Origin of the sequence: Malaciobacter canalis, from assembly GCF_008000835.1 — a bacterium.
In the GTDB taxonomy this organism is placed as follows: Bacteria; Campylobacterota; Campylobacteria; order Campylobacterales; family Arcobacteraceae; genus Malaciobacter; species Malaciobacter canalis.
The window spans coordinates 1,051,457-1,075,160 of sequence record NZ_CP042812.1; the positions used below are offsets into that span (position 1 = coordinate 1,051,457).

Consider the following 23,704-nt stretch of genomic DNA (forward strand, 5'->3'; position numbering starts at 1 on the left):
ATTACTGAATTTAAACTAGGAAAATATAGAATGTTTAGCGAAAAAAATATTTCAAAGTTAATTATATTAACTCCTATTATTACAGTACTTCTTATTGCATTTTTTACAATTTATTTTTTTATTCAAAATCAATATAAATATTTTGAGGGTGAAAGTATTAGAGAAGAATCACAATATATTTCAAAACAAAAAAACATACTTAAAAAAGAGATTAATTCCGTTCTTTCTTATTTAGATTATCATGAGAAAAAAGCAAATCAAGAAGTTAAAAATAGAGTTAAAAATAGAGTTGAAATACTTTACAATCAACTATCTGTGCTAACAAAAGACAAAAATCTCAATAGTACTAAAAAAAATGAAATAATGAATCAGTTAATTGATTCAAAAGCTATTAATAGAAATGATTATTTTTTTGCATATGATGTACAAAATGATAAACTTATTCAACCTTTTAATAAAAGTATTCAAAAAGAGTTTGAATTAAATGACAAGTTTATTAAAAACTATTTATACCCTGATACAGGAAAATATATAGATTTAAAAGATAAACTAATCTATATAAAACATGTTCCAAAATTAGATTGGATAATAGGAAGTGTAGAAAATAGTAAAGAAAACCTCAAACAAATAAAAAAAGATTTAATAAAGTATATTGAAACTATTCGTTATGAAAATAATGGATATATTTGGATACATGATACGAAATATCATCTTATTGCTCACCCTTTTAGACAAGATAGTATTGGTAAATATGATATTGATTTAAAAGATGCAAGTGGAGATTATATTACTAAAAAGTTTATTGATGAAACAAAGAAAAAGCCAAATGGAGTCTTTGTAGAGTATAACTGGCAAAAACCAAATCATAAAAAGTTTTCTAAAAAGCTTGGATATTTCAAACTTTATGAAAAATGGAATTGGGTTGTTGGTGCTGGGCTTTATATGGATGATATAGAAAACTCTATTTTAAAAAATAAGCAGTTACTAGAAAAAAGAGTTGATAAGTATATTGAAACTGTTGTTGTTATCTCTTTTTTTGTAATATTTATTATTGGTATTTTATCTGTTTTTATCTCAAATAGAATTAATCAAGCTTTTAACGAATATAGAAAAAGTGTAGTTAAAAAAGAGAATGAGTTACAAGATTTGAACAAAAATCTAGAATTAAAGGTTCAAAAAGCAATTGATGATGTAAAGAAAAAAGATAGGGCGATGCTTCATCAATCAAGACTTGCAAGAATGGGTGCTATGCTTAGTATGATTGCACATCAATGGAGACAGCCATTAAGTGAACTTTCGGGTGTATTAATGGAGCTAGAAACTGCAAGTAAATTTAATAAAGTTGATGAAAAAATGATACAAGATTCAGTTATTGAATCAAATAAACTAATTGAATTTATGTCAAATACAATTGAAGATTTTAGAAACTTTTTTAAACCAGATAAGAAGAAAGTCTATTTTTATTTAGATGATGCTTGTAATGAGGCTTTAACTTTAGTTGACGCTTCAATTAAAAATTTCAATATAAATCTTGTTAAAAAAGTAAAATGTAATAGTATTATTTATGGATACGAAAGAGAGTTCGCACAAGTAATGTTAAATCTTATCTCTAATGCAAAAGATGTTCTTATTCAAAGAGATATAAAAAATCCAAATATTTATATTGAAGTTGATGCTGTTGGTTCAAATGCCATTGTTAAAGTTTTAGATAATGCAGGTGGAGTTGAAGATGAATATATTGATTTGATTTTTGAACCATATTTTACTACAAAAAGTAGTTCAAAAGGTACAGGACTTGGACTTTATATGGCTAAAATGATTGTTGAAAAAAATATGGAAGGTGAAATTAGTGTTGAAAACTCAAGGAAGGGTGCACTTTTTTTAGTAACACTCCCTTTTAAAAGTGGAAAAGCCTAAAAGCTCTCCCACTCATCATCACTTCTATTTGAAGTAAAAGTTTGAGCTTGTTTAGGTTTTTTTTCATAAGAGTATGACTTATTATTATTTTTTGCTTTATCTTCATACTCTTCTTTTTTATCATATTTTGCTTTTGGCTCTTCCTCATGTGGAACATCTATCTTTTTTACTTTTGCTTGTTCTTTTCCTAAAAACTCTTTTGAGTTTGCATCACTTACTATCTCTTTTGCTATTGTATCTGTTTGTATTGCGATATCATGTGTTTGTGTTGCTATTGATGCATTCTTTTGTGTTTGTTGATCTAATTGTGTTACTGCATCATTGATTTGTGTAATCCCTGATTCTTGCTCTTTACTTGCACTTGCTATCTCACCTATCATTTGTGTTGAGTTTTGTATATTCTCTAATAATAGATCATACCCTTTTATCATCTCACCACTGATATTTTTTCCCTCAATTGCTTTACTTGTTGCATTCTCTACTATCTCTTTTATTGATTTAGCTGCCTCTGCACTTCTATTTGCTAAGTTTCTAACTTCTGCTGCTACTACTGCAAAGCCTTTTCCTGCTTCTCCTGCTGTTGCTGCTTCTACTGCTGCGTTTAAACTTAGTATATTTGTTTGGAATGCTATTTGATCTATTACTGTTATTGCTTCATTTATTGAACTTACTTGTTCATTTATCTCTTCCATTGATTTTGTTGTTTTATTTGCTAAACTTTGCCCTGTTTTTGCTGAGTTACTTAACTCTTGGGCGTAGTTACTCATTTTTGCTACATTCTCTGAGTTATTTACTATTGTACTTGTTATCTCTTCTAATGCTGCTGCTGTCTCTTCTAGACTTGCTGCTGCTTCATTTGAACTTGTATTTAATACATCTACATTTGTTATTAATTTATCTGATGCTTCATCTAGTGTTAATCCTATAATTAATGAATCTTTCAACAATCCTGATATCTCATCTGTTAAGAAGTTTACATTCTCTATAAACTCTTTCATATCTCCTTCAACACCACTACTATCTACTTTACTTGTAAACTTATAATTACTAAACTCTTTTAATACTATTGAGATTGAGCTTATGTTTTTGTTTAAACCAACTAACATCTCATTTATAACATCTTTTAGTGTATTTAATGATTCATTTGATGTTGAAGCTGTAATTTGTTTATTTAAATGCCCTTCTTTAATTTTTGTTGCAACTTGTGTTACATCTAAAATTAGTGCTTTATCTTCTTCAATATTATTTTTTGTTTTTTCTATATTTTTGTTGATTAGTTTTGACATATTTGATATCTCATCATTTTTACTATCATCTAGTAGTTTAACATCTTTTGTTTCGTTATTTAGATATTTAAAAAAGCCAATCAATCCCTCTTGAAATCTATTAATAGAGTTTGTTATAGATTTTGCTATAAAATAAAATGAAATCATCAATACTACAATAATAAGTAGTGTTAAAATAATTAAGAATGTATTTAAGAATGATTCTGCTTTTACAATATGAGCAGAAATACTTTTTTCCATATTATTTAAACTATTCTCAGTTTTATAAATAGTTTTTCTTAGATTTTCTAAAAGGCCACTTTTTTCATTTAATCCTTTAACTTTTTCTTTTTCAACTAATTGTAAAAAGGCAGTTTTATATTGATTTAAATAAGTTTTAATCTCTTGGTTAATTGGCATTTTTGTAAGTAAATCAATCTTTTTTTCAAATCTAGTGCTATACTTTTCATCAAGTCTTAACATAAAATCTTTTTCTTCTTTTCTTAACTCATATACTAAAGCTAATAATTCAAAATCACCAGCATTTTTTGCAAATTCTTGTACATTGTGTACACTTTTTCTTAAGTTTCCATATAATCCATCTGTATGTGTTAAACCTATTTGCTTTTGTGTATTTGCAATTTGTGTGAAAATATCATTATAATTATTTGATATTTCTAAAAAGTCATTTGTATATTCAGTGCTAATATCTACTTTTTTTAGTATATCTTTTAAAGAGTTTGCACTGTTTTGTAAACTTTTGAAATTATTTTGGAAATCATTTAGATATTTTTCATCTTTTCTTGCTAGAAAATCTTTTTCATTTTTTCTTAATTGTGTTTGTACTGTTTTTAATACTTCAACAGATTTTTGGGCTTTAACTAATTCTCTCATTTGGTTTTGACTATAGTTATTCAAAATAAAAAGAGCAATTAATCCTAAAAGTACACTTGTGCTTAGTAGAACAAGTTTTTGTTTGATTGACATTTGTAATCCTTTTTGATGTGGTATCATTTTTCTAATTTAATTGTAACAAGAAAATGTAATAAAAAAGTAATAGTCTAATTAATGTTTTCTTATGAAAATAATATAAAATAGATTCAAATAAATATTTAATTTATAACTTTTTAATTTTGACATTATACATAAAAATAATAAAAAAATGACAATTTGAAAAGTGTTAAAAGTTTTTTTTAATAAATTATATAATATATTTTGTTTTAAAGGTTTTTTATGAAAAAAGAGTTATTAGAACAATTGAAAAACTATACAATTCTTTGTGTAGAGGATGAAGAGGGTATTCGTAAACGTTTGGTAAATACTTTAAAGTATTATTTTGATGAAGTTTATTCAGCTTCAAATGCTGATGAGGGCTATGAATTGTATTATGAATATAAGCCATCAATAGTTTTAAGTGATATTGAGATGCCAAAAAAGAACGGAATCGCCCTTATTGAAAACATAAGAAAAAAAGATTTTAACACTATTATAATAATGGTTACAGCATATAGCAATGAAGAGTATTTATTGGATTTGATAAATTTAAATGTAAATCAATATATCTTAAAACCTGTTAATTCAGAGTCACTTTTAAGTGGTATATTAAAAGCACTTGCTTCAAAACTTACTTTAAAAATACAATTAAATGATAATTTGTGTTTTTATATGGAGTCAAGGGAGTTATACTTTAAAGATGAATTGATTAGCTTAAGAAAAAGAGATAAAGAATTTATTATATTGTTGTATGAAAATAGAAATAGAGTTTTAACATATGATTATATTGAAGAGTATTTATGGAAAGATAAAAGTATGAGTATGAGTGCATTGAAAACATTCATAAAAGAGTTTAGACAAAGGGTTCCTGAAGATATTTTGATAAATATCCCACAAGAAGGTTATAAATTAAAAAGTACATAAATTACACATAAGTCACAAAAAACTCACTTTTTACTCACTGCAGTAAGTTAAGATTCCTTAATAAAATCAAAAGGAGTCTTAAATGTTCAAGAAAAGTTTATTGATTGTATCTCTTGCAAGTGCAATGTTTGCAGGTGATATGAAAATGGATTTAAACGCAAAATATTCTGAAAGTAACTTTCATACTCAAGGTGCTAAGAAATTTGCAACATTAGTTAAAGAGTATACTAATGGAAGTATAAAAATAACAGTACATTCAGGTAGTGCGCTTATAAAAGGAAATCCTTTAAAAGCAGTAAAAGATGGAACTGTAGCTATGACTGATATGTTTATACCTTTTACATCAGGTGGAGGTAAGGTATTTGGAATTTCAGCACTTCCTTTTATAGCAAACTCATATGAAGATGCTTACAAGCTTTATCAATTATCAAAAAAATCTTATGAAAAAACTGCAAGAAAGTGGAATCAAAAACTACTTTATTCAGTAACTTGGCCAGCAAGTGGTTTTTATTCTAAAAATGAGATTAATTCAATTGATGATTTTAAAGGTGTAAAAACTAGAACTTATGATAAAAACTCTGCATCTTTTGTAAATCTTGCAGGCGGAAACGCTGTTGCTTTACCTTGGGGAGAGGTTTATTCATCACTTAGAACTGGAATGGTTGATTCTGTTGTAACTTCTTCAAGTTCGGGTAAAGATGGTAAGTTTTGGGAAGTATTAGGTAATTATACAAAAATAAATTATGCATATCCTTTACAAGCAGTAACTATTAATTTAGATTATTGGAATGCTTTAGATAAAAATCAACAAAAAGCGATGTTAAAAGCAGCAAAAGAGATTGAAAAAGCCCAATGGGAAGCTGTAAAAATTGAAGATGAGACTTCTTTAGAGTTATTAAGAAAAAATGGTATGAAAGTAAAAGAAGCTAGTCCTGAACTTAAAAAAGAGCTTGATGAAATTGCTTTAAAACTTTTAACTGAATACCTTGATGATGCAAATAAAGATATTAAAAAAATCTTTAAAGAATATAGAAAGTAGTTGTGTATGAACTCTTTATGTAATTTAGTAGATAAGCTCTCAAAAGGGGGAGCTTATTTATCGGGATTTTTATTGATAATATTAGTATCACTAATTTTATTGGAGATTTTTCTAAGATCATTTTTTGATATTTCAACAATGATTGCAGATGAATATAGTGGATATCTCTATTTAGCTTCTATTTTTTTAGGACTTGCTTATACATTTAGTAGTGATAGTCATATTAGAATTAATATAATTACTTCAAAACTTTCTAAAAAAGCAAATAAAAAAGTAGATGTTTTTGCAGCAATTATTGCACTTGGTGTGCTATTTTTTGCATTTTATAGAACTGTATTACTTACATATGACTCATATGAGTTTGAAATGCTTTCAGAAAATGTTTCTGAAACACCAATTTATTTAACTCAACTTGCAATGCCAATTGGAATTGCGCTATTTATTTTAGCAGTTATAGTTTTTATTTTCAAAGGATTTACACATGATAGCTGATCCACTTATATTATCAATTGTTTTAATAGTAATAATGTTTATATTTTTATTATCATCTATTTGGATTGGTATTTCATTGATGTTAACAGGAATAATTGGAATGCTTTTATTTGATCATAATCTTCCTCCTGTAATAAGTGTATATGATAAAATAGGAGATTTACTTGCATCTTCACTTTATGATGCTTTAAACTCTTGGTCACTTGCAGCACTTCCAATGTTTATTTTAATGGGTGAGATTTTATATAAATCTTCAATCTCAACAAGATTATTAAATGGATTAAAGCCATGGCTTACTCATATACCTGGTAAACTTTTACATGTAAATGTTGCAGCTTGTTCCCTTTTTGCAGCAGTGTCAGGTTCTAGTGCTGCTACTACTGCTACTGTTGGTAAAATCACTCTTGATGAACTTCAAAGTAGGGGATATTCAAAATCATTAGCTATGGGTTCACTTGCAGGTTCTGGTACTCTTGGGTATTTAATTCCTCCATCACTTATAATGATTATATATGGAGTTTTATCTGATGTATCTATTGGTAAACTTTTTGTTGCTGGGTTAATACCTGGATTATTACTTGCTACTTTATACTCTTTTTATATTATGTATAAAGCAACAACAGATAAAGAAAATGTTATGCCAGCTGATGATGAAACATATACTTTTAAAGATAAACTATATTCACTAAAAGATTTAGCGCCTATTTTCTCACTTATTGGTTTAGTTTTAGGTTCAATCTATGGTGGTTTTGCAACTCCAACAGAAGCAGCAGCTTTAGGTATTTTGGGTTCATTGATTTTAGCTGCTTACTTTAAAGCTTTATCTTTAGATATATTAAAAAATGCACTTTTAAATAGTGTGAAAACTTCAGTTATGATTGGTTTTATTATTGCAGGTGCAGTTTTCTTATCTCAAGTTATTGGATTTTTAGGAATTGCAAGAGCAATGAGTGAGTTTATTACAGGTCTTGGATTAAGTCCATTAATGCTTATTTTATTAATAGGTATTATGTATATTATTCTTGGAATGATTTTAGAAGCAATTTCTATTGTTGTAATGACTTTACCAATTGTATTACCTATTGTTATTTTAGCTGGATATGATCCTTTATGGTTTGGTATTTTCTTGGTATTTATGGTAGAAATGGCACAAATAACTCCACCTGTTGGATTTTCACTATTTGTAATTCAAGGTATAAGTAATGAAAAGATTGAAACGATTTTAAAAGCAACTTTTCCATTTTTTATAATAATGATTATAACAGTTGCACTAATTACATTTTTCCCAGAATTGGTATTTTTCTTACCAAATAAAATGATTGGTTAGATATAATAAAGTATCACAATTTATAGGATAAGGTTATGAATATTAGATTAAACTGCGATATGGGAGAGAGTTTTGGTATCTGGAAGATGGGATATGATGAGCAAATTATGCCATACATTGATATGGCAAATCTTGCTTGTGGTTTCCATGCTAGTGATGCTTTAACTATGAATAAATCTGTTGCATTGGCAAAAAAATACAATGTAACACTTGGTGCACATCCTGCATATCAAGACTTAGTTGGTTTTGGTAGAAGAAGCATAAGATGTTCACTAGAAGAGATAAAGTCTATAATTTTATATCAATTAGGTGCATTAAATGCATTTTGTAAAGCTCATGGAACAGGTATTTCATATGTAAAACCTCATGGTGCTTTATATAATGATATGATGAAAGATGAAAATATATTCAAAGCAATATTAAGTGCAATTTCATCTTTTGATAAAAATATAAAACTTATGATTTTATCAAGCCCTAAAAATGAAAGTTATAAACATACTGCAATGTTTTATGGAATAAATCTATTATATGAAGTATTTGCAGATAGAAATTATAACGATGATGGAACTCTTGTATCAAGAATGAGAGATGATGCGGTGATTCACGATGAGCTTGAAGTTGCTCAACGAATCTCAACACTTAAAGAAAAAGGCTATATAACAAGTGTAAACAGTAATAGACTATTTTTAGAAGTAGATAGTTTATGTGTACATGGAGATAATGAAAAAGCCTTAGACTTTATAAAACTATTAAGAAAAGCATTGATTTAAAATGAAAATAAAAGTAGCCTCAGTTGATTCATTAATTATCTATTTTGGAGATAAGATTGATAAAGATATAGCAAAAAAGGTAAAAAATGCTTATCTTTGTGTAAAAAAATTAAATCTTGATGGAATTATTGAAATAGTTCCATCATATACTTCAATTTTAATTACATATGATATTTTTACATATGATTATGAAACTATAAAAACAAAACTTGAAGAGTTGATTAATCTAGATGAAACTCAAGAAGATAACTCTAAACTAATTACTATTGATGTTTATTATGGAGTTGAAGTTGGATTAGATTTACAAAGTATGAGTGAAAAAACAGCTTTAAGTATAGAGCAAATTATAAAAATTCATTCAGACAGAACATATGATGTATATGCAATAGGATTCTTACCAGGTTTTGGATACTTAGCAAGTGTAGATGAGCGTATTGCTCTTCCTAGATTAAGTACTCCAAGAAAGAGTATTCCAAAAGGAAGTGTTGCAATTGCAAATACTCAAACAGCTGTTTATCCACAAGCTAGTCCAGGAGGCTGGAATATTGTAGGAAGAACTGCTTTTGAATTTTTTGATAAAAGTTTAGAGACTTTATCTCCTATTAGTGTAGGAGATAGGGTGAAATTTAATCCCATTTCAAAAGAGCAGTTTTTAAAACAAGGAGGAGTTTTATGAGTTTAGAGATTATCAATACTCCAATTTTTGCAACTATTCAAGATAAAGGAAGATTTTCATATACACACATAGGTGTAACACATGCAGGTGTTATGGATGAGTATGCTTACTATATTGCAAATATGCTTTTAGGTAATAAAAAAGATGAAAATATTATCGAAATAGCTTTTTCAAATGTTGAGTTTAAAGCAAATACAAATACACAAATAGCAGTAACAGGAGCTTCTTGTGAGGTTTTTATAAACAATGAACTTAAAAAGAGTTGGCAAACACATAATCTAAAAGTTGGAGATATTGTTAAAATTGGAAAATTTTTAGAAGGATCAAAAGTATATCTTGCTGTAAAAGATGGCTTTAAAATAAAAAAAGAGTTTGGAAGCTATTCAACTACAATAAAAGAAAATCTTGGTGGCTTAAATGCAAATAGATTGCAAAAAGGTGATATTTTAAAAATAAACTCTCATACTTTACATCATACTTCAAGATTAAAAGATATTTTTCATCCAAAGTATGAAGATACACTTTTATTAAGAGTTGTTTTATCTTATCAAGATGAATATTTTTCTGATAAGGAAAAACAGAAGTTTTTTTCAAGTGAGTTTACAGTATCAAATGAGTTTAATAGAATGGGATGCAAACTAAAAGGTGAACCAATAAAGTGTGATATTGATGGTATTGTATCTGAGGGAATAAGCTTTGGATCAATACAAATTCCAAGTGATGGACAGCCTATTATACTTTTAAAAGATAGACAAACAATTGGTGGTTATCCTAAAATTGGTAGTGTTTTAAGTATCGATTGCTTTAAATTAGCTCAAGTAAAACCAAATACAAAAATAAGATTTAAACAAATATCTATTGAAAAAGCACAAAAGAAGTTAAAAGAGTTTTATAACTCTTTTAACTAAGCTTTAAAAACTTTTTTATTAATAGGTATTTATAAAAGAGTTTTCTATTAGTTCTGAAAAACTTTCATTTTTTGAATATGTATTCATTTCATAGGTAAATTTTGGTTTGATTAAGATACCTGATTTACTTTTAAGTGTAGTGTCTTCAATTAGGTTTTTTATATTATTAATTACATGTGAACACTCTTTTAAATCTTCATTATCAAAAAATATAATAAATTGGTTATTTATAAATCTAGCAATACTATAATTTAATCTCTCTTCTTTTATTTTTTTAGTAATATATTTTACTAAAAATATTTGTAAATTATCAAATATTAGTTGACCATAATTTTCATAAATATAATCAGCATTTTCTACTTTTATTAAAGCCAGTGCTCCATCTTTTTTAAAATTATATTCATTATTTAAAAATCTATTATAAATCCATTTTTTATTAAAAGCTTGTGTTACTTCATCTTTAAATACCTTATTTGTTACAGTGTCAAGCTCTTTTTTCAAATCTTGCATCTCATGATAGATTTTTTGTAAAGAACTTTCATCTTTATTTTCAATTGCAAGTTTTGCATCTTTTGTTGCAAGTGTAACTTTATCTAAACTCTCTAATGTTTTTTTTGCATAATCATTTATATCTGCATACTCTTTTGCAATAAAAGAGTCTAAGTTTTTGTGAAACTCTTTATCTTCTAAATCTATTTCTAAAGTTTTTGCGTGTTTATCAAAGCACTGAAAATATGTTGAGGGTAAAATAATTTCATTTTGTAAAAGTTCATTTACAGTCGCATCAGTTACTTTTTTAAGAATTCTTTTCATTAAGTTCTCCAACTATTGTTTCTATTGGTTTTGGCTTACTAATATAATAGCCTTGCGCATATTCAATTCCCAATGAACGAATATATCGTAATATTTTCAAATCACTTACAAACTCTGCAACAACTTCAAAGTTTTGTTGTTTACAAAATAAAACTATACTTTTTACAAGATTTAAATAGATTTCTTGATCAATTTTTTTAATAAGTGAGCCATCTATTTTTATATAATCAACATCAATATTTAAAATATATTCATAATTTGAAAAGCCTGTTCCAAAATCATCAATAGCTATTTTTACACCATATTTTTTAACTTCTTTTATAAACTCATTTACAATAGAATAGTTTGAGATTTTATCACTTTCTAATATCTCTAAAGTTAGATATTCTCCAACATTGTTATTTTTGATTTTTTCTATTAATAAATCTTTTATTTTTGGATTTAATATATCATGAAAGTCAAGATTTATACTTATATTTATTTTGTATTTATTGATATATGAAACAACTTTCTCAATTAGTATTGCCATTAAATTATTATATAATCTATATTTTTTAGATTTTTGAATAAAAACATAAGGCATTATCATATTGTTGTCTTTATCAAATACTCTCATTAAAGCTTCGTATTTTACTATCTCTTCTGTTTGAGCGTTTGCTATTGGCTGAAAATATGGCTCTACTAACTTTTCTTGAATATTATATTTAAGTATTTCTAGTAAATTTTCATTTGAATTCTCTTCTTCATAAAATTTACTATCAAAATAGATAAAATGAACAAAATTTAACTTTGCATTGTGTAAAGCTTTTTCTGCATATATTTTTACTTTTTTATCAGCACTTTTAGAACAACCTATTGTTACATCAATATTAATAAAAGATTTTTTATCTAAAAGTTTAAATTTGTGTGAGATTATTGTATAAAAGATTGCATCTTTTATTTTTTCTATATCTTCTTGTGATATATCTTTGTATATAGTAAGTCCAAAAACATCAACATGTGTATTTACAAAATCAATAAAAACAGAATCTTTTACTATACTTTTTATTTTATTTTTAATAGTATGTTTAAGCAACTCTTCTAGCTGTTTTATTATGTAATCGCCATTGTCAAAATTGTAAACAGCATTAATATCTTTCATATATAAAATATCTATTAAAAAAAGTGTTTTTATTTTATCTTTATTTTTATATCTTAAAAACTTTTTTATTATAGACATTTATACCCTTTTTTTACTTTATAAATTGATTATATATTATTAAATCTTAAGATACCTAGAATAACGAATGTAAAAATATTATTTAATTGAAAAAAAAGTTATTTATCTTATAAATTCTTCACTATATGTTATTTAAAACTTATTTAGATAAAATCCATTAAATTTATATAAGGGTTTGTATTGGAAGATTTGATAAGAGATTGGGGATATATTGCATTATTTGCTTATTCCTTTGGTGGTGGATTTGTAGGTCTTGTAGTTGCAGGAGTGTTATCTTATGCAGGGGATTTAAATATTTATATATCAATTTTAGTTGCTGGTGTATCTAACTTTTTAGGTGATCAATTTTTATTTACCCTTGCAAGAAAAAATAAAATGTATGCAAAAGATATGATGAAAAAGTATGGAAGAAAAGTGGCTTTAGCTCATTTGATGATGAGAAGATATGGTTCCTTTGTTGTTTTTTTCCAAAAATATATTTATGGAATAAAAACATTAATTCCATTGGCTATGGGAATTACAAAATATTCAAGTAAAAAGTTTATTTTTTTTAATATTTTAGCAACAGCACTTTGGGCTGTAATTGTTGGTTATGCAAGTTACACAGCAGGTTCGTATATTTTAAATAGTAGTGAAGACTTTAAATATATAGGCTTAGGAATAGTTGTTGTAGTATTTTTATTACTTTCTTTTATTTTTAGAAGAGTATGATAGATTTTTTATTTTTGGCACTTACTTTGGGTGTAAGTGCTGGTTTTGCTCCAGGTCCTCTTACAAACTTTGTAATACAGCAAACTTTAAAACATGATTTGAATTCAGGTGTTAAAGTGGCTTTTTCTCCTGTAATAGTAGATATTCCAATAGTTATATTATCTATTCTTTTAGCAAGTTATATTAGTGATTCAAAGATGTTTTTAATGTTTGTTTCTTTAGTTGGAAGTGCTTATTTATTCTATTTAGCTTATGAAAATTTCAAGGTTGAACAAATTGTACTTGATAAAAATATGCCAAATAAATCTTTTAGGCAAGGTTTAGTTATTGGTGCTTTAAGTCCAAACCCTTATCTTTTTTGGATTGCTATTGGAACACCCATTTTACTGCAAATACTAAATGAATTCTCTTTAAGTGTAGTGTTTGCTTTTTTAGCAACTTTTTACTTTTCATTGGTTGGTTCAAAAGTTTTTATTGCATATATGGCAGCAAAGAGTAAAAAGTTTTTAAAAGGGAAGGTTTATTTTTTTATAATGAAATTTTTGGCCTTATTATTAGCAGCATTTGCTGTAAAATTAATTTTTGATGCAATAGGATATATAAATTGAATGAATTAATAAAAACTATAAAAGAAAAAACAAATTTAAAACAAGAGTACATAGAAAATATATTAAATCTTTTTGAGCAAGGATGTACAATTCCTTTTATTGCTAGATATAGAAAAGATTTAACAGGAAATGCAAGTGATGAAACTTTAAGAGATTTCAATGATATTTATGAATATAGTAAAAAAGTTGTAGAAAAAAAAGATGATATAAAACAAAAACTTATTCAAAAAGAGCTTTTAACTTCAAAACTTGAAGCATCAATTAATGAGGCAACAACATTAGTTGCATTAGATGATATTTACTCTATTTTTAAAACAGCAAAAAGTTCAAGAACACAAAAGGCTATTGATAATAATCTAGAGGGTTTAGCAAATATTATTTCTTGTGTAAAATATACAAAAGAAGAAGTTGAAAAAAAAGCAAAGAACTTTTTAAATGAAAATATAAAAGATACTAAAGAAGCAATTTTAGGTGCAAAAGATATTATTGCTCAAAGATATGCTGATGATATACGCTCAAAACAAGTAGTAAGAACACTTTTAGAAAATCATGCACTTTTACAAACAAAACCAACAAAAGATTATGAAGAAGATGGAGTTTATAAAAATTATAAAGAGTTTTCTCAAAAAGCAAAATATATTCCCTCTCACAGATTTTTAGCAATAAATAGAGCTGTCAATGAAAAACAATTGTCAATAAAAGTAGAAGTTGATGAAGAAAGAATTATAGAAAACATACAAAAGTTTAAGATTCCAAAAGATGCAAATAGTTCAAGTATTTATCTACTTGAGGGATTAGTTGATGGTTTAAAAAGATTGCTTCTTCCTAGTTTAAAAAGAGAACTTATTACAAATATAAAAGAAAAAGCAAGCAATGAAGCAATAAATCTTTTTGGAAAAAATTTACATCAACTTTTAATTACTCCACCTGTTGTAAATAGAGTTATACTTGGAGTTGATCCTGGATATAAAACAGGTTGCAAATTAGCTGTTATTGATGAAAATGCAAACTATTTAGACTCAAATGTAATATATCCTACAAAACCAAAAGAAGATTATAAAAATTCTAGTAAGATTGTTTTTGATTTAATTAAAAAGTATAAAATCAATGCCATAGCAATTGGTAATGGAACTGCCTCAAATGAAACAGCAAGTTTTTTCTCAAGATTTATAAAAGAGAATAACTTAGATTTAAAATTTGCAGTTGTAAGTGAGATTGGTGCATCTGTTTATTCTGCTTCAAAGATTGCAACTATTGAGTATCCTAATTTAGATGTTACAACAAGAGGTGCTATTTCAATTGCTAGTAGATTAAGAGATCCTTTATCTGCACTTGTAAAAATTGATGCAAAATCACTTGGAGTAGGGCAATATCAACATGATGTAAATCAAACAAAACTTGAGAAAAAATTAAATGAAGTTACTGAAGATTTGGTAAATAAAGTAGGAGTTGATATAAACTCTGCTTCTTATAAGTTATTGTCTTTTGTTTCAGGTATTTCTGAAAAATTAGCTTTAAATATTGTTTCATATAGAGATAAAAACAAAAACTTCAAAACAAAAAGTGACTTATTAAAAGTAAGTGGAATTGGAGCAAAGGTTTATGAACAAGCAGTTGGATTTTTAAGAATAAAAGATGGATTATCAATTTTAGATAATACTGCAATTCATCCTGAAAATTATGAGTTAGCAAATCAACTTTTAAAATATGAAGATTTAAATAATATAAATAAAGAAGAAGTTTGTAATAAATTTGAGATTTCAAAGACTGTTTGTGAAGATGTAATAAGTGAACTTTTAAAACCAGGCTTTGATATTAGAGAAGAGTTACCTCAAACTGTATTTAGAGATGATGAGCTTAGTTTAGAGTCTTTAAAACTTGATGATGAACTTTGTGGAGTGGTTAGAAATCTAACTGATTTTGGAGCTTTTGTTGATGTTGGATTGAAAAATGATGCAATGATACATATTTCTAAAATGAGTGAAAAAAGAGTAAATCATCCAATGGAGGTTTTATCAATAAATCAATTTTTACCAAGACTTAAAGTTATTGATATTGATATGAAAAGACAAAAAGTAGCTTTAAGTATGATGCTTTAAATAACTAAGAGAGAAAACTCTCTTAGTTATTCATGCCTCTTCCTTGACCTTGATTCATGCCTTGACCTTTCATGCCTTGACCTTGATTCATCCCTTGACCTTTCATGCCTTGACCTTGATTCATCCCTTGACCTTTGTTCATGCCTTTATTGTTCATTCTCGTTGACATTTTATTTAGTTGATAATCTTGTAACTCTTCTTTTGTTATTTTTTTATCACCATTTTTATCAATGTCTTCAAAACTTGGAGCATTTTGTGCGTTTCTCATAGGCATATTTTGATTAGCTTTTTGAGTCATTCTTTCAGCTCTTACATCATAAAACTCTTTTGAAGTTATTTCTCCATCAGTATTTTGATCATACGAGTTAAAAGGAATTGGCCCTTTATTTGGAAAATTTTGGGCAACAAGTAGCGTACATGTAGCTATAGATAATATAGCAATTTTAAAAGTTTTCATCGCTTTTCCTTTTTTTAATCTTACTGAAATTATAACATTGAAATTTTAATGAATATTTAATATTTAAGTCATATATAAGTAAATAGTAGTTTTAAATAGGTCATTTGCATATAGTTTATCTCTATACTTTATATTAAAAAAAGAAAAAGTATTACTAATAATTGTAGTATTAATTGAGTCTGCAAATAGTTTATCTTCGAGCTTTCTCATCCCTTTAAAGTATAAATAACAAACTAAAGTTGCATTTTTCAAATCTTGTTTTAAAAAATCTTTTTTATAAAAATGAAGATTTTCTAATCTTAATAATTTTTTTAAAAAAATAGAGATTAACCATGGAAAAAATGATAATTCATAGCCAATTATTTTTCTATTTGGAAGATTTGAAGCTAGAAAAATTGCTAAACTTCCAAAGCCAGAACCCAAATCAATAATAGTTTTATTTTCTGTTTTTTTTACATACTCTAAGATTATTTTATGTGAAGCTTTTGAACTTGGCATAGGAGAAATCCCAATTTTTAGTGAAGATATCACAATAGCACAAACAATTATAAGTAAAAAAATTAGTAAATAAAACTCAAACATAAGTTTATTTTACATTGAGCAAACTTAAAAGTTTACTCATTAAAGTTCAGTGCTTACTTCATGACCAGCAAGTGCTGCACCTACTGCTCCAGCCAATTGAGGGTGTTTTGATGCAATTACTTCTTTATCTAATTTTAAAGCTACTAAATGTAATAAAAAAGGATTTAATGCTCCTCCTCCTGAAAATATAATCTTATTGCTTTTTATTGCAAATTTCCTTGCCATTGAAGCAAGTCTTGATGCAATTGATTCATGAACTGCATAACAAATGTTTGAAGCACTCTCTTTTTTTGCTATGAGTGAGATTACTTCTGATTCTGCAAAAACTGCACACATACTTGAAATAGTTAACTCTTTTGTTGCTTTAAATCCTATTTTTGAAAACTCTTCAAGTTCTAAACCCATTCTATTTGAAGCAATTTCTAAAAATTTTCCAGTTCCTGCTGCGCATTTGTCATTCATCTTAAAATCAATAAAACCACCAGTTAAATCAAGTTTTATTACTTTACTATCTTGACCTCCTAAGTCAATAACCATATCTGCATCATTTTGAAAATAGTGTGCTGCTTTCGCGTGGGCTTTTATTTCACTAATTACTGGGCAATTAAAAAGTTCTTGAACCATATGTCTTCCATACCCTGTGGATACTAACATTTCAACATTTTTGTCTTTAAGATATTCTTGAACTATTTCATCTTGATTTACAATAGTTGGTATGGTTTTTGTATCTATTATATTTTTTTGTTCATCAAGTCCACATATTTTTGTATATGTGGACCCTATGTCTACTCCCCAGTACATTTAGTTTTGTTTCTTTTTAAAAGCAGCAGCTTCTTTTTTAAAATTAATACTTTCTAAAAATGCTTCAACTCTTGTTTTTATTTGCCCTGCATCTTCTGGTGAATAATCAGATTCAATTACCAAACAAGGAATTCCTTCTTTTTCAAGTGCTTGTGTAACCAAATGAGCTTCAACATTATATGTATGACAAAATGATAAAGTATAATAAATTACTCCACTTGCTTGTCTATCTTTATACATTTGTAAGATTTTATCAATTCTTGGTGCATTAGGTGTAAAACATGCACAATCAACTGCACTATATTTATCAAGTAGCTTTTGCATTAATTCATCTTCATTATTTACATCATCTAAATTTACATTATCTTTATAATATCTATGTCCAATACATGATTCTTCATTTATAATTGCCCCTCCACTTGTTTCAACTGCTGTATGAAGTTTCCAGTTTGGTGGTGCAAAAGGAGTCCCTAATACCATAAGTCTTGGTGTATCTTCTTCAAATACACTAATTTTATCTTCAACTCTTTTTTCTAATTCATCGCAAAGTTCATTTACTTTTTTAGTAAATCTAACAGGATCATCTAAAAATCCCATTTGAGTAACAAATAAACCATCTTTTCCACTTATTGGAATTACATCTTTATTCATACTTCTTAATCTGTCTAATCTTTGTAAAGCTTCTCTTTTTTCATTTACTATCTTAGTTCCTTTTTTCATCTGTTCTAATGATAGTTTTTCTCCTGTTATACTTTCAATATGTTCTTTAAACTCAAAAAGTTCTTCTTTCCAAAGTTTTAAATCTTTTTCTCTTTTCATATGTGGAATATTCATAACTTTTACAGGGTGATGTTTATTTAAAATCTCCCAAGTTTTTTTCTTTGCCTCACATGTTGTTTCTCCATAGATAAAATCAGAAGATTGAGTATAAGCACATGTTTTTTGAAGTTTAAATCCATGGGCAGATTTAATTAATGGACAGATATTTCTAGGAAGTTCAGTCTCTGCATCAGCTATAGTTGCAGGACTTCCCCCACATAAACCAAAACATGCTCCTCCTGAACCCACAATAATCTCTTCAGGAACAAAAATACAAAATGCTCCAATTGCAGGTTTTTTATTTTTTCTTAATTCATTTATTTCTGCTATTCTTTGACCTTGCATCTCACTCATAAACCAATCAAAATATTTCATTGCTTCTGGTCTGTTTTTTTGTGTCATAAATTGTGCTTTATATGATTCAAGACCCATTTCCATCATTTTAGCATGTCTATCAACATCTACCCCAATATCTTTTAATAGGCTTCTGTGTTCTTGTACACCCATAATAATTACCTTTTATATGTTTGCTGTTATAAATAGAATTTTTTACATGTAGAATAAAGCTAAGTAGTTTTGTAGTGCTTAATCATGTATGTCTATACCATAGACCTAATATACAGCTTTGCTTAAAATTATAATATAATTTACTTAATAAAGTATTAAAAAAGCTTATATAAAAGCAATATTTGGATTGATTATTTTTTATTTCTTTGCTAATATTTTGCTAAAGGATAAAGATGAATTATAAAAACAAACAATTATGCAAAATAAGGACAATAACAACATTTTTAACTTTAGATAAAGATAAAAACAATTGGGAAAAAAAGATAGAAAAAGCTTGTTATTTTTGTAATAATTTAAGCAAAAGATTTAATAGAATTGATTATGAAGTTCAATCAATAAGAGTTGTTACAAATGCATTTGAAGAGTATTTAAACATAAATAGTATAGAAGAAGCAAAAGAAGATTTAGCATATATATCTTCACTTTTAAATAAATATTCAAATGAAAATTTAAGAATAAGATTTGCAATTGGTGAAGCAAAAACAAAAGAACAAATTGAGATGTTACCTGAGTTAATAGCTTCATATGGTGATTTGTGCAATGCTTGTGTAAATATAAAAAAAGATGAATTTGATATTTTAGATAATACAACTATTTTGCACTGTGCAAAAGCTGTTAAAAAAATTTCACAAATAACACCAAGAGGTGAGGGTAATTTTAATTTTACAGTAAATTTCAACTGTAAGCCATTTATTCCTTATTTTCCAGCTTCATACCATGAAAGCTTTTTAGAAGATTCATATGTTATAGGTCTTGAAACACCAGATTTATTAGTAAATGTTTTAAGCAAATGCAATGAATCAAATACTAAAAAAACACATCAAGAAAAGTTTAAAGAGTATTATGAAGTTTTAAGTACATCATTACAGTATCATGTTGATAATATAAATGAAGTAATAAATAGTTTTGATAATAGTGATTTTAAATTTGTAGGAATTGATAGTTCAGCAGCACCATCTAAAAACTGCTCTTCAATGGCAAGTGTTTATGAGCTATTAGGTGTTGAGTATTTTGGTGCAGCAGGAAGTGTAGAGGCTTCTTCTTTACTTACAAAGGTTTTTAAAAGTATAAAAAATGTGCCATTAGTGGGATTTTCAGGATTAATGCTTGCGGTTATTGAAGATTTAGGTTTAGCAGCTGGAACTAAAAGAAAAGATTATGATATTAGAACACTACTTACAAATAGTGCTGTTTGTGGAATAGGACTTGATACTGTACCAATTGAAGGAGATACTTCTATTGAAAAAATCGCTTTAATTATGCAAGATACTGGAACTATGGCATTTAGGTTAAATAAACCCTTGACTGTAAGACTTTTTCCTTATCCTAATTTAAAACAAGGTGATATTACAGCTTATGAAAGCGATGATTTATGTAATTGTGCAGTATTAAAAGTGCCATAGAACTAAGAAAATCCTTAGTTCTCTTGTAAATAAAACTTATGTTCTTTATTGTTTTTACAAATTACAAATTGATCATTTAGTTTTTTTACAACCTTTAATTCCCCTTGACATTTAGGACAAGAACCTTTAAGTTTTGTTATATATAAATCACCTGCATTTGAACACTCTATATTGTATTTACCAATATATAAAATTCTATTTTTTATCAAAATTAGAGTAAAGCTTAATAAAACTAAAGGAATTATTCCTAAAACTAAAGGTGTATTGCTTCTTGTTTCATAATACAAAGCTACAAAATATATTAAAAAAGCCGCAAGAATTAAAACAACTCTTGTTATTTTTAGTTGCTTTCCAAAGATTTTTATAGGTTTCTCAATCTCTCTTATTAATTTAACTTTTTCATTTTTTTTCATATGTCTCACTTTTTTATTTTCCTAATGATACAAAATTAGTTTTTAACTATTTATTATCTCCACACATACTACACAAAAATTTGATAAAATATATAAATTTTATATGGAGTTTTGTATGCAAAATAAAAAGATTGTATTTATTGCAATAATTAGTATAGTGGTCGTATTTATAGCAGGAGCATATATTTACAAACAAAATGAGTCTGCAAGTTATAATGCTATGCTTGAACAAAAAGCTAGTAATTTACAAAAAGAGCACTCAATTGTTTTAGGAAAAAAAGAAGCAAAAGTTCAACTTGTAGAGTTTTTTGATCCTGCTTGTGGTACTTGTGCACAGTTTCACCCTTATGTAAAAAAGATAATGAAAGAAAATGAAGGTGATATAAAACTAGTTTTAAGATATGCACCTTTTCATGAAAACTCAGATTTTGCAGTAAGAGTATTAGAAGCTTCTAGAAAACAAGATAAGTTTATGGATACTTTAGAGTTTATGTTTGCAACTCAAAAGTATTGGATAGAACATCATGTTGTAAATCCTAAGATGTTATGGAAAATTTTACCAAAAGCTGGTCTTGATATGGAAAAACTTTCTGCTGATATTGAAAATGATTCACAAAAAGTTACAGATATAATAAATCAAGATTTAAATGATGCAAAAGAATTAGGAGCAACAAAAACACCATCTTATTTTGTAAATGGAAAACCACTTGAGACTTTTGGTCTTGATAATCTAATGAATTTAATAAAATCAGAGTTATAAAAGAGAATTATTTTTCTCTTTTATATAATTTATTTTTTATTTTTAAAATTAAAGTTGTCACTACAATTAACAAAAGTATTATCCATACATATCTAGTATCAAATGCCAATAAAAACTCAATAATCTCATTTAGAAAAAATCCCCATAGTGTTATAGCAATAGTAGTTGATATAAATACAATTGCCATTATTGTATAGTGCTTTAGACCTATTAAATAGCCAATAATAGCACCAACAATTGGTCCTGTCATCCAAAAAGGAATAAAAACAAAAACAAAAAGTCCTATTTTACCGTATTTTTCAAATTTATCTTGATGTTGTTTTTTCTTTTCTTGAACTTGAAAAAAGAAATCTTCTAAAGGTTTTATTTTTAGTATTCCTTTAAGGCTAAATATAAAAAGAGGATATAAACTAGTAACTAAAATAATTTCAGTTACTATATTTACTCCTATAACAGTAATATGAGGTAATTGCGAGGCATAACCTAAAGATAGTGAGGGAACACGTCCTACAAAAAGATTTGATACAACTAAACTAGTAATTTTATTTGCTAATTTTGTATCATAAAAATATGTAATTAATATAGAAATAATAAGTAATGTAGTTAAAAAAAGACTAAAGATAAAAATATTTCCTTCTTTACCTTTAAAAATAATATTATTGATTTTTCTCATTTTTCCTCTTTTAAAAGCATATTTTATCATAAGAAAGAAAAATATTTCATTTTGAAATAAAATCATACTTAGTATTTTGATTTTAGTATAATAAAAAAAAGGAGATTATATGAAAGTTTGTGGAATTGAACTTAAAGCTAATAATGCAATATTAAGTGTAGTTGAAAACAATGAGTTTAAAAATTTAAAATTAAAAAAGATTACTTTAGAAGATGATGAGAAACAAGAGTGTGTAAAAGAGTTTTTTTTAAAGATTGAAGAGTTTTTAAGACAAAATTGTATTGAAAAAATAGTTCTAAAAAAAAGGGCAAAAAAAGGAAATTTTGCAGGTGGAGCTGTGACTTTTAAGATGGAAGGAGTTATTCAATTAAATAGTATTTGTACTACACACTTGGTCTGTGCACAAACATTAAGTGCATTTGAAAAGAAAAATGAAATTACTTTTCCAAGTGAACTTAAAAAATATCAAGAACAAAGCTATTTATGTGCATTAAATGCTTAAGGTTTATTTTTACTTTTTATATGTTCACAAATAGTATATCCATGATTTAATGCAAGGGCAATTGAGCCACCAACATTACTTTTTGCAATATCACCTGCTAAGTATATCCCCTCTTGGTTATTTCTTAGGTTTTCATCAATAATTGGGCAATTATTTTCATCAAGTAATACTGAGCATCTTTTTAAAAAGTCTGTGGGACTAGAACCACCTAAGGCGTAAACTATTCTATCAAAGAGTTCAGTTTTTCCATTTGAAAAATATACTTCAAATTGTCCATTATTATCTTCAAGTTTTGTTATATCTAAATTTAGTCTTAAATCAATAAGTTTTTTTTCTACATAATCAAACAAATAGTGTAAATTTGTAGGATTTACCCTTGAAAAGCTCTCTTTTCTGTATGCTAAAGTAACACTATTTTGTTTTGCCATATAATATGCAAACTCAACAGCACTATCTCCACCTCCTACAATCAAAAGTTTTTCATTTTGTGTACATTGACTAATATTGAAATTTGCTTTTTGTTTTAGTGTTGGTGGAATTTTATATGTTGGTTTATTTGGTTTTCCCATTGTTCCTATGCTTATGACAATATTTTTTGCATAGTAAGATTTTTCTTTTACTGTAGTGATTTTAAAAATATTTTTATCTTCTTTTTCTACACTAAAAACTTCTTCATTGAAGTAAGCCTCTATATCTTTGTTTTTAACTAATGTATCAAATAGGTTTAATGTACTCTCTTTTGTTCCATCAGTAAAATGAATATTTCCTCTTAATTCTACTTTAATGCCTTTCCAGTCTTTATCAACTCTTTTATTATCTTTGAAATATTTTCTTATAGTATCTGAATGATTTTGACTTTTTTCAAAAACAACTACATCTTTAAAACCTAATAAAACAGCTTCAACACTACTTGCTATTCCACCAGGACCTGCACCAATTATTGCAATATCGTATATCTTATTCATG

General features: G+C 26.7%; 24 protein-coding genes. 14 read left to right on the forward strand and 10 right to left on the reverse strand.

Annotated elements, in window-relative coordinates:
- Positions 1-30 precede the first annotated feature (30 nt).
- Positions 31-1,917 (forward strand): sensor histidine kinase, encoded by a 1,887-nt coding sequence (locus ACAN_RS05350; protein ID WP_099334097.1) that lies wholly within the window; start codon positions 31-33, stop codon positions 1,915-1,917.
- Here ACAN_RS05350 and ACAN_RS05355 read toward each other — a convergent pair.
- A complete protein-coding gene (locus tag ACAN_RS05355; RefSeq protein ID WP_170233021.1) occupies positions 1,914-4,169 on the reverse strand; it encodes a methyl-accepting chemotaxis protein in 2,256 nt (751 codons plus the stop codon). The two genes, ACAN_RS05350 and ACAN_RS05355, sit on opposite strands and share 4 nt — an antisense overlap.
- 246 nt (positions 4,170-4,415) lie before the next feature.
- Here ACAN_RS05355 and ACAN_RS05360 point away from each other — a divergent pair, with 246 nt between their 5' ends.
- The 7 genes from ACAN_RS05360 to ACAN_RS05390 all read left to right on the forward strand — a co-directional run bounded on the left by ACAN_RS05360 (position 4,416) and on the right by ACAN_RS05390 (position 10,311).
- Positions 4,416-5,099 (forward strand): response regulator transcription factor, encoded by a 684-nt coding sequence (locus ACAN_RS05360; RefSeq protein WP_099334103.1) that lies wholly within the window; start codon positions 4,416-4,418, stop codon positions 5,097-5,099.
- An 82-nt stretch (positions 5,100-5,181) separates the two neighbouring features.
- A complete protein-coding gene (locus ACAN_RS05365) occupies positions 5,182-6,138 on the forward strand; it encodes a TRAP transporter substrate-binding protein (protein WP_099334104.1) in 957 nt (318 codons plus the stop codon).
- 72 nt (positions 6,139-6,210) lie between these two features.
- Positions 6,211-6,630: a TRAP transporter small permease subunit gene (locus ACAN_RS05370; RefSeq protein ID WP_228150623.1), complete on the forward strand. Its 420-nt coding sequence runs from the start codon at positions 6,211-6,213 to the stop codon at positions 6,628-6,630.
- Complete coding sequence (locus ACAN_RS05375) at positions 6,620-7,957, forward strand: TRAP transporter large permease (RefSeq protein WP_099334106.1); 1,338 nt, start codon at positions 6,620-6,622, stop codon at positions 7,955-7,957. Before ACAN_RS05370 ends, ACAN_RS05375 begins: the two co-directional genes overlap by 11 nt.
- Positions 7,958-7,992: 35 nt before the next feature.
- The gene (locus ACAN_RS05380) at positions 7,993-8,727 is read left to right on the forward strand and encodes a 5-oxoprolinase subunit PxpA (RefSeq protein ID WP_099334107.1); all 735 of its coding nucleotides are present in this window, start codon (positions 7,993-7,995) and stop codon (positions 8,725-8,727) included.
- Between the two features lies 1 nt (position 8,728).
- Positions 8,729-9,403: a 5-oxoprolinase subunit PxpB gene (gene pxpB / locus ACAN_RS05385; protein ID WP_099334108.1), complete on the forward strand. Its 675-nt coding sequence runs from the start codon at positions 8,729-8,731 to the stop codon at positions 9,401-9,403.
- A complete protein-coding gene (locus ACAN_RS05390) occupies positions 9,400-10,311 on the forward strand; it encodes a 5-oxoprolinase subunit C family protein (protein WP_099334109.1) in 912 nt (303 codons plus the stop codon). The genes pxpB and ACAN_RS05390 overlap by 4 nt, the downstream gene beginning before the upstream one ends.
- 18 nt (positions 10,312-10,329) lie before the next feature.
- Here the strand turns inward: ACAN_RS05390 and ACAN_RS05395 are convergent, their stop codons facing one another.
- Together ACAN_RS05395 and ACAN_RS05400 are read right to left on the reverse strand one after the other, a co-directional pair.
- Positions 10,330-11,124 carry a nucleotidyl cyclase domain-containing protein gene (locus ACAN_RS05395; RefSeq protein ID WP_099334110.1) on the reverse strand — a complete coding sequence of 265 codons (795 nt, stop codon included), beginning with the start codon at positions 11,122-11,124 and terminating at the stop codon, positions 10,330-10,332.
- On the reverse strand, positions 11,108-12,343 hold the full coding sequence (locus ACAN_RS05400) for a bifunctional diguanylate cyclase/phosphodiesterase (protein WP_099334111.1): 1,236 nt from the start codon (positions 12,341-12,343) through the stop codon (positions 11,108-11,110). Before ACAN_RS05400 ends, ACAN_RS05395 begins: the two co-directional genes overlap by 17 nt.
- A 180-nt stretch (positions 12,344-12,523) precedes the next feature.
- On the opposite strand from ACAN_RS05400, the gene ACAN_RS05405 reads away from it, so the two are divergent.
- Genes ACAN_RS05405 through ACAN_RS05415 form a run of 3 tightly spaced genes read left to right on the forward strand, consistent with a single transcriptional unit; the run spans position 12,524 to position 15,761 of the window.
- Positions 12,524-13,054 (forward strand): DedA family protein, encoded by a 531-nt coding sequence (locus ACAN_RS05405; RefSeq protein WP_079577153.1) that lies wholly within the window; start codon positions 12,524-12,526, stop codon positions 13,052-13,054.
- The gene (locus tag ACAN_RS05410; protein WP_099334112.1) at positions 13,051-13,662 is read left to right on the forward strand and encodes a LysE family translocator; all 612 of its coding nucleotides are present in this window, start codon (positions 13,051-13,053) and stop codon (positions 13,660-13,662) included. The genes ACAN_RS05405 and ACAN_RS05410 overlap by 4 nt, the downstream gene beginning before the upstream one ends.
- Complete coding sequence (locus ACAN_RS05415; RefSeq protein WP_099334113.1) at positions 13,659-15,761, forward strand: helix-hairpin-helix domain-containing protein; 2,103 nt, start codon at positions 13,659-13,661, stop codon at positions 15,759-15,761. Before ACAN_RS05410 ends, ACAN_RS05415 begins: the two co-directional genes overlap by 4 nt.
- A gap of 22 nt (positions 15,762-15,783) precedes the next feature.
- Here the strand turns inward: ACAN_RS05415 and ACAN_RS05420 are convergent, their stop codons facing one another.
- The 4 genes from ACAN_RS05420 to ACAN_RS05435 all read right to left on the reverse strand — a co-directional run bounded on the left by ACAN_RS05420 (position 15,784) and on the right by ACAN_RS05435 (position 18,927).
- Positions 15,784-16,218 carry an EF-hand domain-containing protein gene (locus ACAN_RS05420; RefSeq protein WP_191287724.1) on the reverse strand — a complete coding sequence of 145 codons (435 nt, stop codon included), beginning with the start codon at positions 16,216-16,218 and terminating at the stop codon, positions 15,784-15,786.
- A gap of 63 nt (positions 16,219-16,281) precedes the next feature.
- Positions 16,282-16,800, reverse strand: a complete 519-nt coding sequence (locus ACAN_RS05425) for a class I SAM-dependent methyltransferase (RefSeq protein ID WP_099334114.1) — start codon at positions 16,798-16,800, stop codon at positions 16,282-16,284.
- A gap of 39 nt (positions 16,801-16,839) precedes the next feature.
- Positions 16,840-17,601 (reverse strand): acyl-CoA dehydratase activase, encoded by a 762-nt coding sequence (locus tag ACAN_RS05430; protein ID WP_099334115.1) that lies wholly within the window; start codon positions 17,599-17,601, stop codon positions 16,840-16,842.
- Positions 17,602-18,927 carry a double-cubane-cluster-containing anaerobic reductase gene (locus ACAN_RS05435; RefSeq protein WP_099334116.1) on the reverse strand — a complete coding sequence of 442 codons (1,326 nt, stop codon included), beginning with the start codon at positions 18,925-18,927 and terminating at the stop codon, positions 17,602-17,604.
- A gap of 233 nt (positions 18,928-19,160) precedes the next feature.
- Between ACAN_RS05435 and ACAN_RS05440 the strand changes: the two genes are divergently transcribed.
- The gene (locus ACAN_RS05440; RefSeq protein ID WP_099334117.1) at positions 19,161-20,390 is read left to right on the forward strand and encodes a DUF711 family protein; all 1,230 of its coding nucleotides are present in this window, start codon (positions 19,161-19,163) and stop codon (positions 20,388-20,390) included.
- Between the two features lie 14 nt (positions 20,391-20,404).
- On the opposite strand, the gene ACAN_RS05445 is transcribed toward ACAN_RS05440, so the two are convergent.
- Entirely contained in the window at positions 20,405-20,803 is a 399-nt protein-coding gene (locus ACAN_RS05445; RefSeq protein WP_099334118.1) for a hypothetical protein, read from the reverse strand.
- 115 nt (positions 20,804-20,918) lie between these two features.
- Here ACAN_RS05445 and ACAN_RS05450 point away from each other — a divergent pair, with 115 nt between their 5' ends.
- Positions 20,919-21,563 (forward strand): DsbA family protein, encoded by a 645-nt coding sequence (locus ACAN_RS05450; RefSeq protein WP_165773056.1) that lies wholly within the window; start codon positions 20,919-20,921, stop codon positions 21,561-21,563.
- A 7-nt stretch (positions 21,564-21,570) separates the two neighbouring features.
- On the opposite strand, the gene ACAN_RS05455 is transcribed toward ACAN_RS05450, so the two are convergent.
- Positions 21,571-22,236, reverse strand: a complete 666-nt coding sequence (locus ACAN_RS05455; RefSeq protein WP_165773057.1) for a small multi-drug export protein — start codon at positions 22,234-22,236, stop codon at positions 21,571-21,573.
- A gap of 109 nt (positions 22,237-22,345) precedes the next feature.
- On the opposite strand from ACAN_RS05455, the gene ACAN_RS05460 reads away from it, so the two are divergent.
- Complete coding sequence (locus ACAN_RS05460; RefSeq protein WP_099334121.1) at positions 22,346-22,738, forward strand: DUF3010 family protein; 393 nt, start codon at positions 22,346-22,348, stop codon at positions 22,736-22,738.
- Here ACAN_RS05460 and ACAN_RS05465 read toward each other — a convergent pair.
- Positions 22,735-23,703: an NAD(P)-binding domain-containing protein gene (locus ACAN_RS05465; protein WP_099334122.1), complete on the reverse strand. Its 969-nt coding sequence runs from the start codon at positions 23,701-23,703 to the stop codon at positions 22,735-22,737. The two genes, ACAN_RS05460 and ACAN_RS05465, sit on opposite strands and share 4 nt — an antisense overlap.
- Position 23,704: the final 1 nt, after the last annotated feature.

Coding starts and splice junctions, on each gene's coding strand:
- ACAN_RS05350 (WP_099334097.1), top strand. CDS start 31: ATGTTTAGCGAAAAAAATATTTCAAAGTTAATTATATTAACTCCTATT.
- ACAN_RS05355 (WP_170233021.1), bottom strand. CDS start 4,169: ATGTCAATCAAACAAAAACTTGTTCTACTAAGCACAAGTGTACTTTTA.
- ACAN_RS05360 (WP_099334103.1), top strand. CDS start 4,416: ATGAAAAAAGAGTTATTAGAACAATTGAAAAACTATACAATTCTTTGT.
- ACAN_RS05365 (WP_099334104.1), top strand. CDS start 5,182: ATGTTCAAGAAAAGTTTATTGATTGTATCTCTTGCAAGTGCAATGTTT.
- ACAN_RS05375 (WP_099334106.1), top strand. CDS start 6,620: ATGATAGCTGATCCACTTATATTATCAATTGTTTTAATAGTAATAATG.
- ACAN_RS05380 (WP_099334107.1), top strand. CDS start 7,993: ATGAATATTAGATTAAACTGCGATATGGGAGAGAGTTTTGGTATCTGG.
- pxpB (WP_099334108.1), top strand. CDS start 8,729: ATGAAAATAAAAGTAGCCTCAGTTGATTCATTAATTATCTATTTTGGA.
- ACAN_RS05390 (WP_099334109.1), top strand. CDS start 9,400: ATGAGTTTAGAGATTATCAATACTCCAATTTTTGCAACTATTCAAGAT.
- ACAN_RS05395 (WP_099334110.1), bottom strand. CDS start 11,124: ATGAAAAGAATTCTTAAAAAAGTAACTGATGCGACTGTAAATGAACTT.
- ACAN_RS05400 (WP_099334111.1), bottom strand. CDS start 12,343: ATGTCTATAATAAAAAAGTTTTTAAGATATAAAAATAAAGATAAAATA.
- ACAN_RS05410 (WP_099334112.1), top strand. CDS start 13,051: ATGATAGATTTTTTATTTTTGGCACTTACTTTGGGTGTAAGTGCTGGT.
- ACAN_RS05420 (WP_191287724.1), bottom strand. CDS start 16,218: ATGAAAACTTTTAAAATTGCTATATTATCTATAGCTACATGTACGCTA.
- ACAN_RS05425 (WP_099334114.1), bottom strand. CDS start 16,800: ATGTTTGAGTTTTATTTACTAATTTTTTTACTTATAATTGTTTGTGCT.
- ACAN_RS05430 (WP_099334115.1), bottom strand. CDS start 17,601: ATGTACTGGGGAGTAGACATAGGGTCCACATATACAAAAATATGTGGA.
- ACAN_RS05435 (WP_099334116.1), bottom strand. CDS start 18,927: ATGGGTGTACAAGAACACAGAAGCCTATTAAAAGATATTGGGGTAGAT.
- ACAN_RS05440 (WP_099334117.1), top strand. CDS start 19,161: ATGAATTATAAAAACAAACAATTATGCAAAATAAGGACAATAACAACA.
- ACAN_RS05445 (WP_099334118.1), bottom strand. CDS start 20,803: ATGAAAAAAAATGAAAAAGTTAAATTAATAAGAGAGATTGAGAAACCT.
- ACAN_RS05450 (WP_165773056.1), top strand. CDS start 20,919: ATGCAAAATAAAAAGATTGTATTTATTGCAATAATTAGTATAGTGGTC.
- ACAN_RS05455 (WP_165773057.1), bottom strand. CDS start 22,236: ATGAGAAAAATCAATAATATTATTTTTAAAGGTAAAGAAGGAAATATT.
- ACAN_RS05460 (WP_099334121.1), top strand. CDS start 22,346: ATGAAAGTTTGTGGAATTGAACTTAAAGCTAATAATGCAATATTAAGT.
- ACAN_RS05465 (WP_099334122.1), bottom strand. CDS start 23,703: ATGAATAAGATATACGATATTGCAATAATTGGTGCAGGTCCTGGTGGA.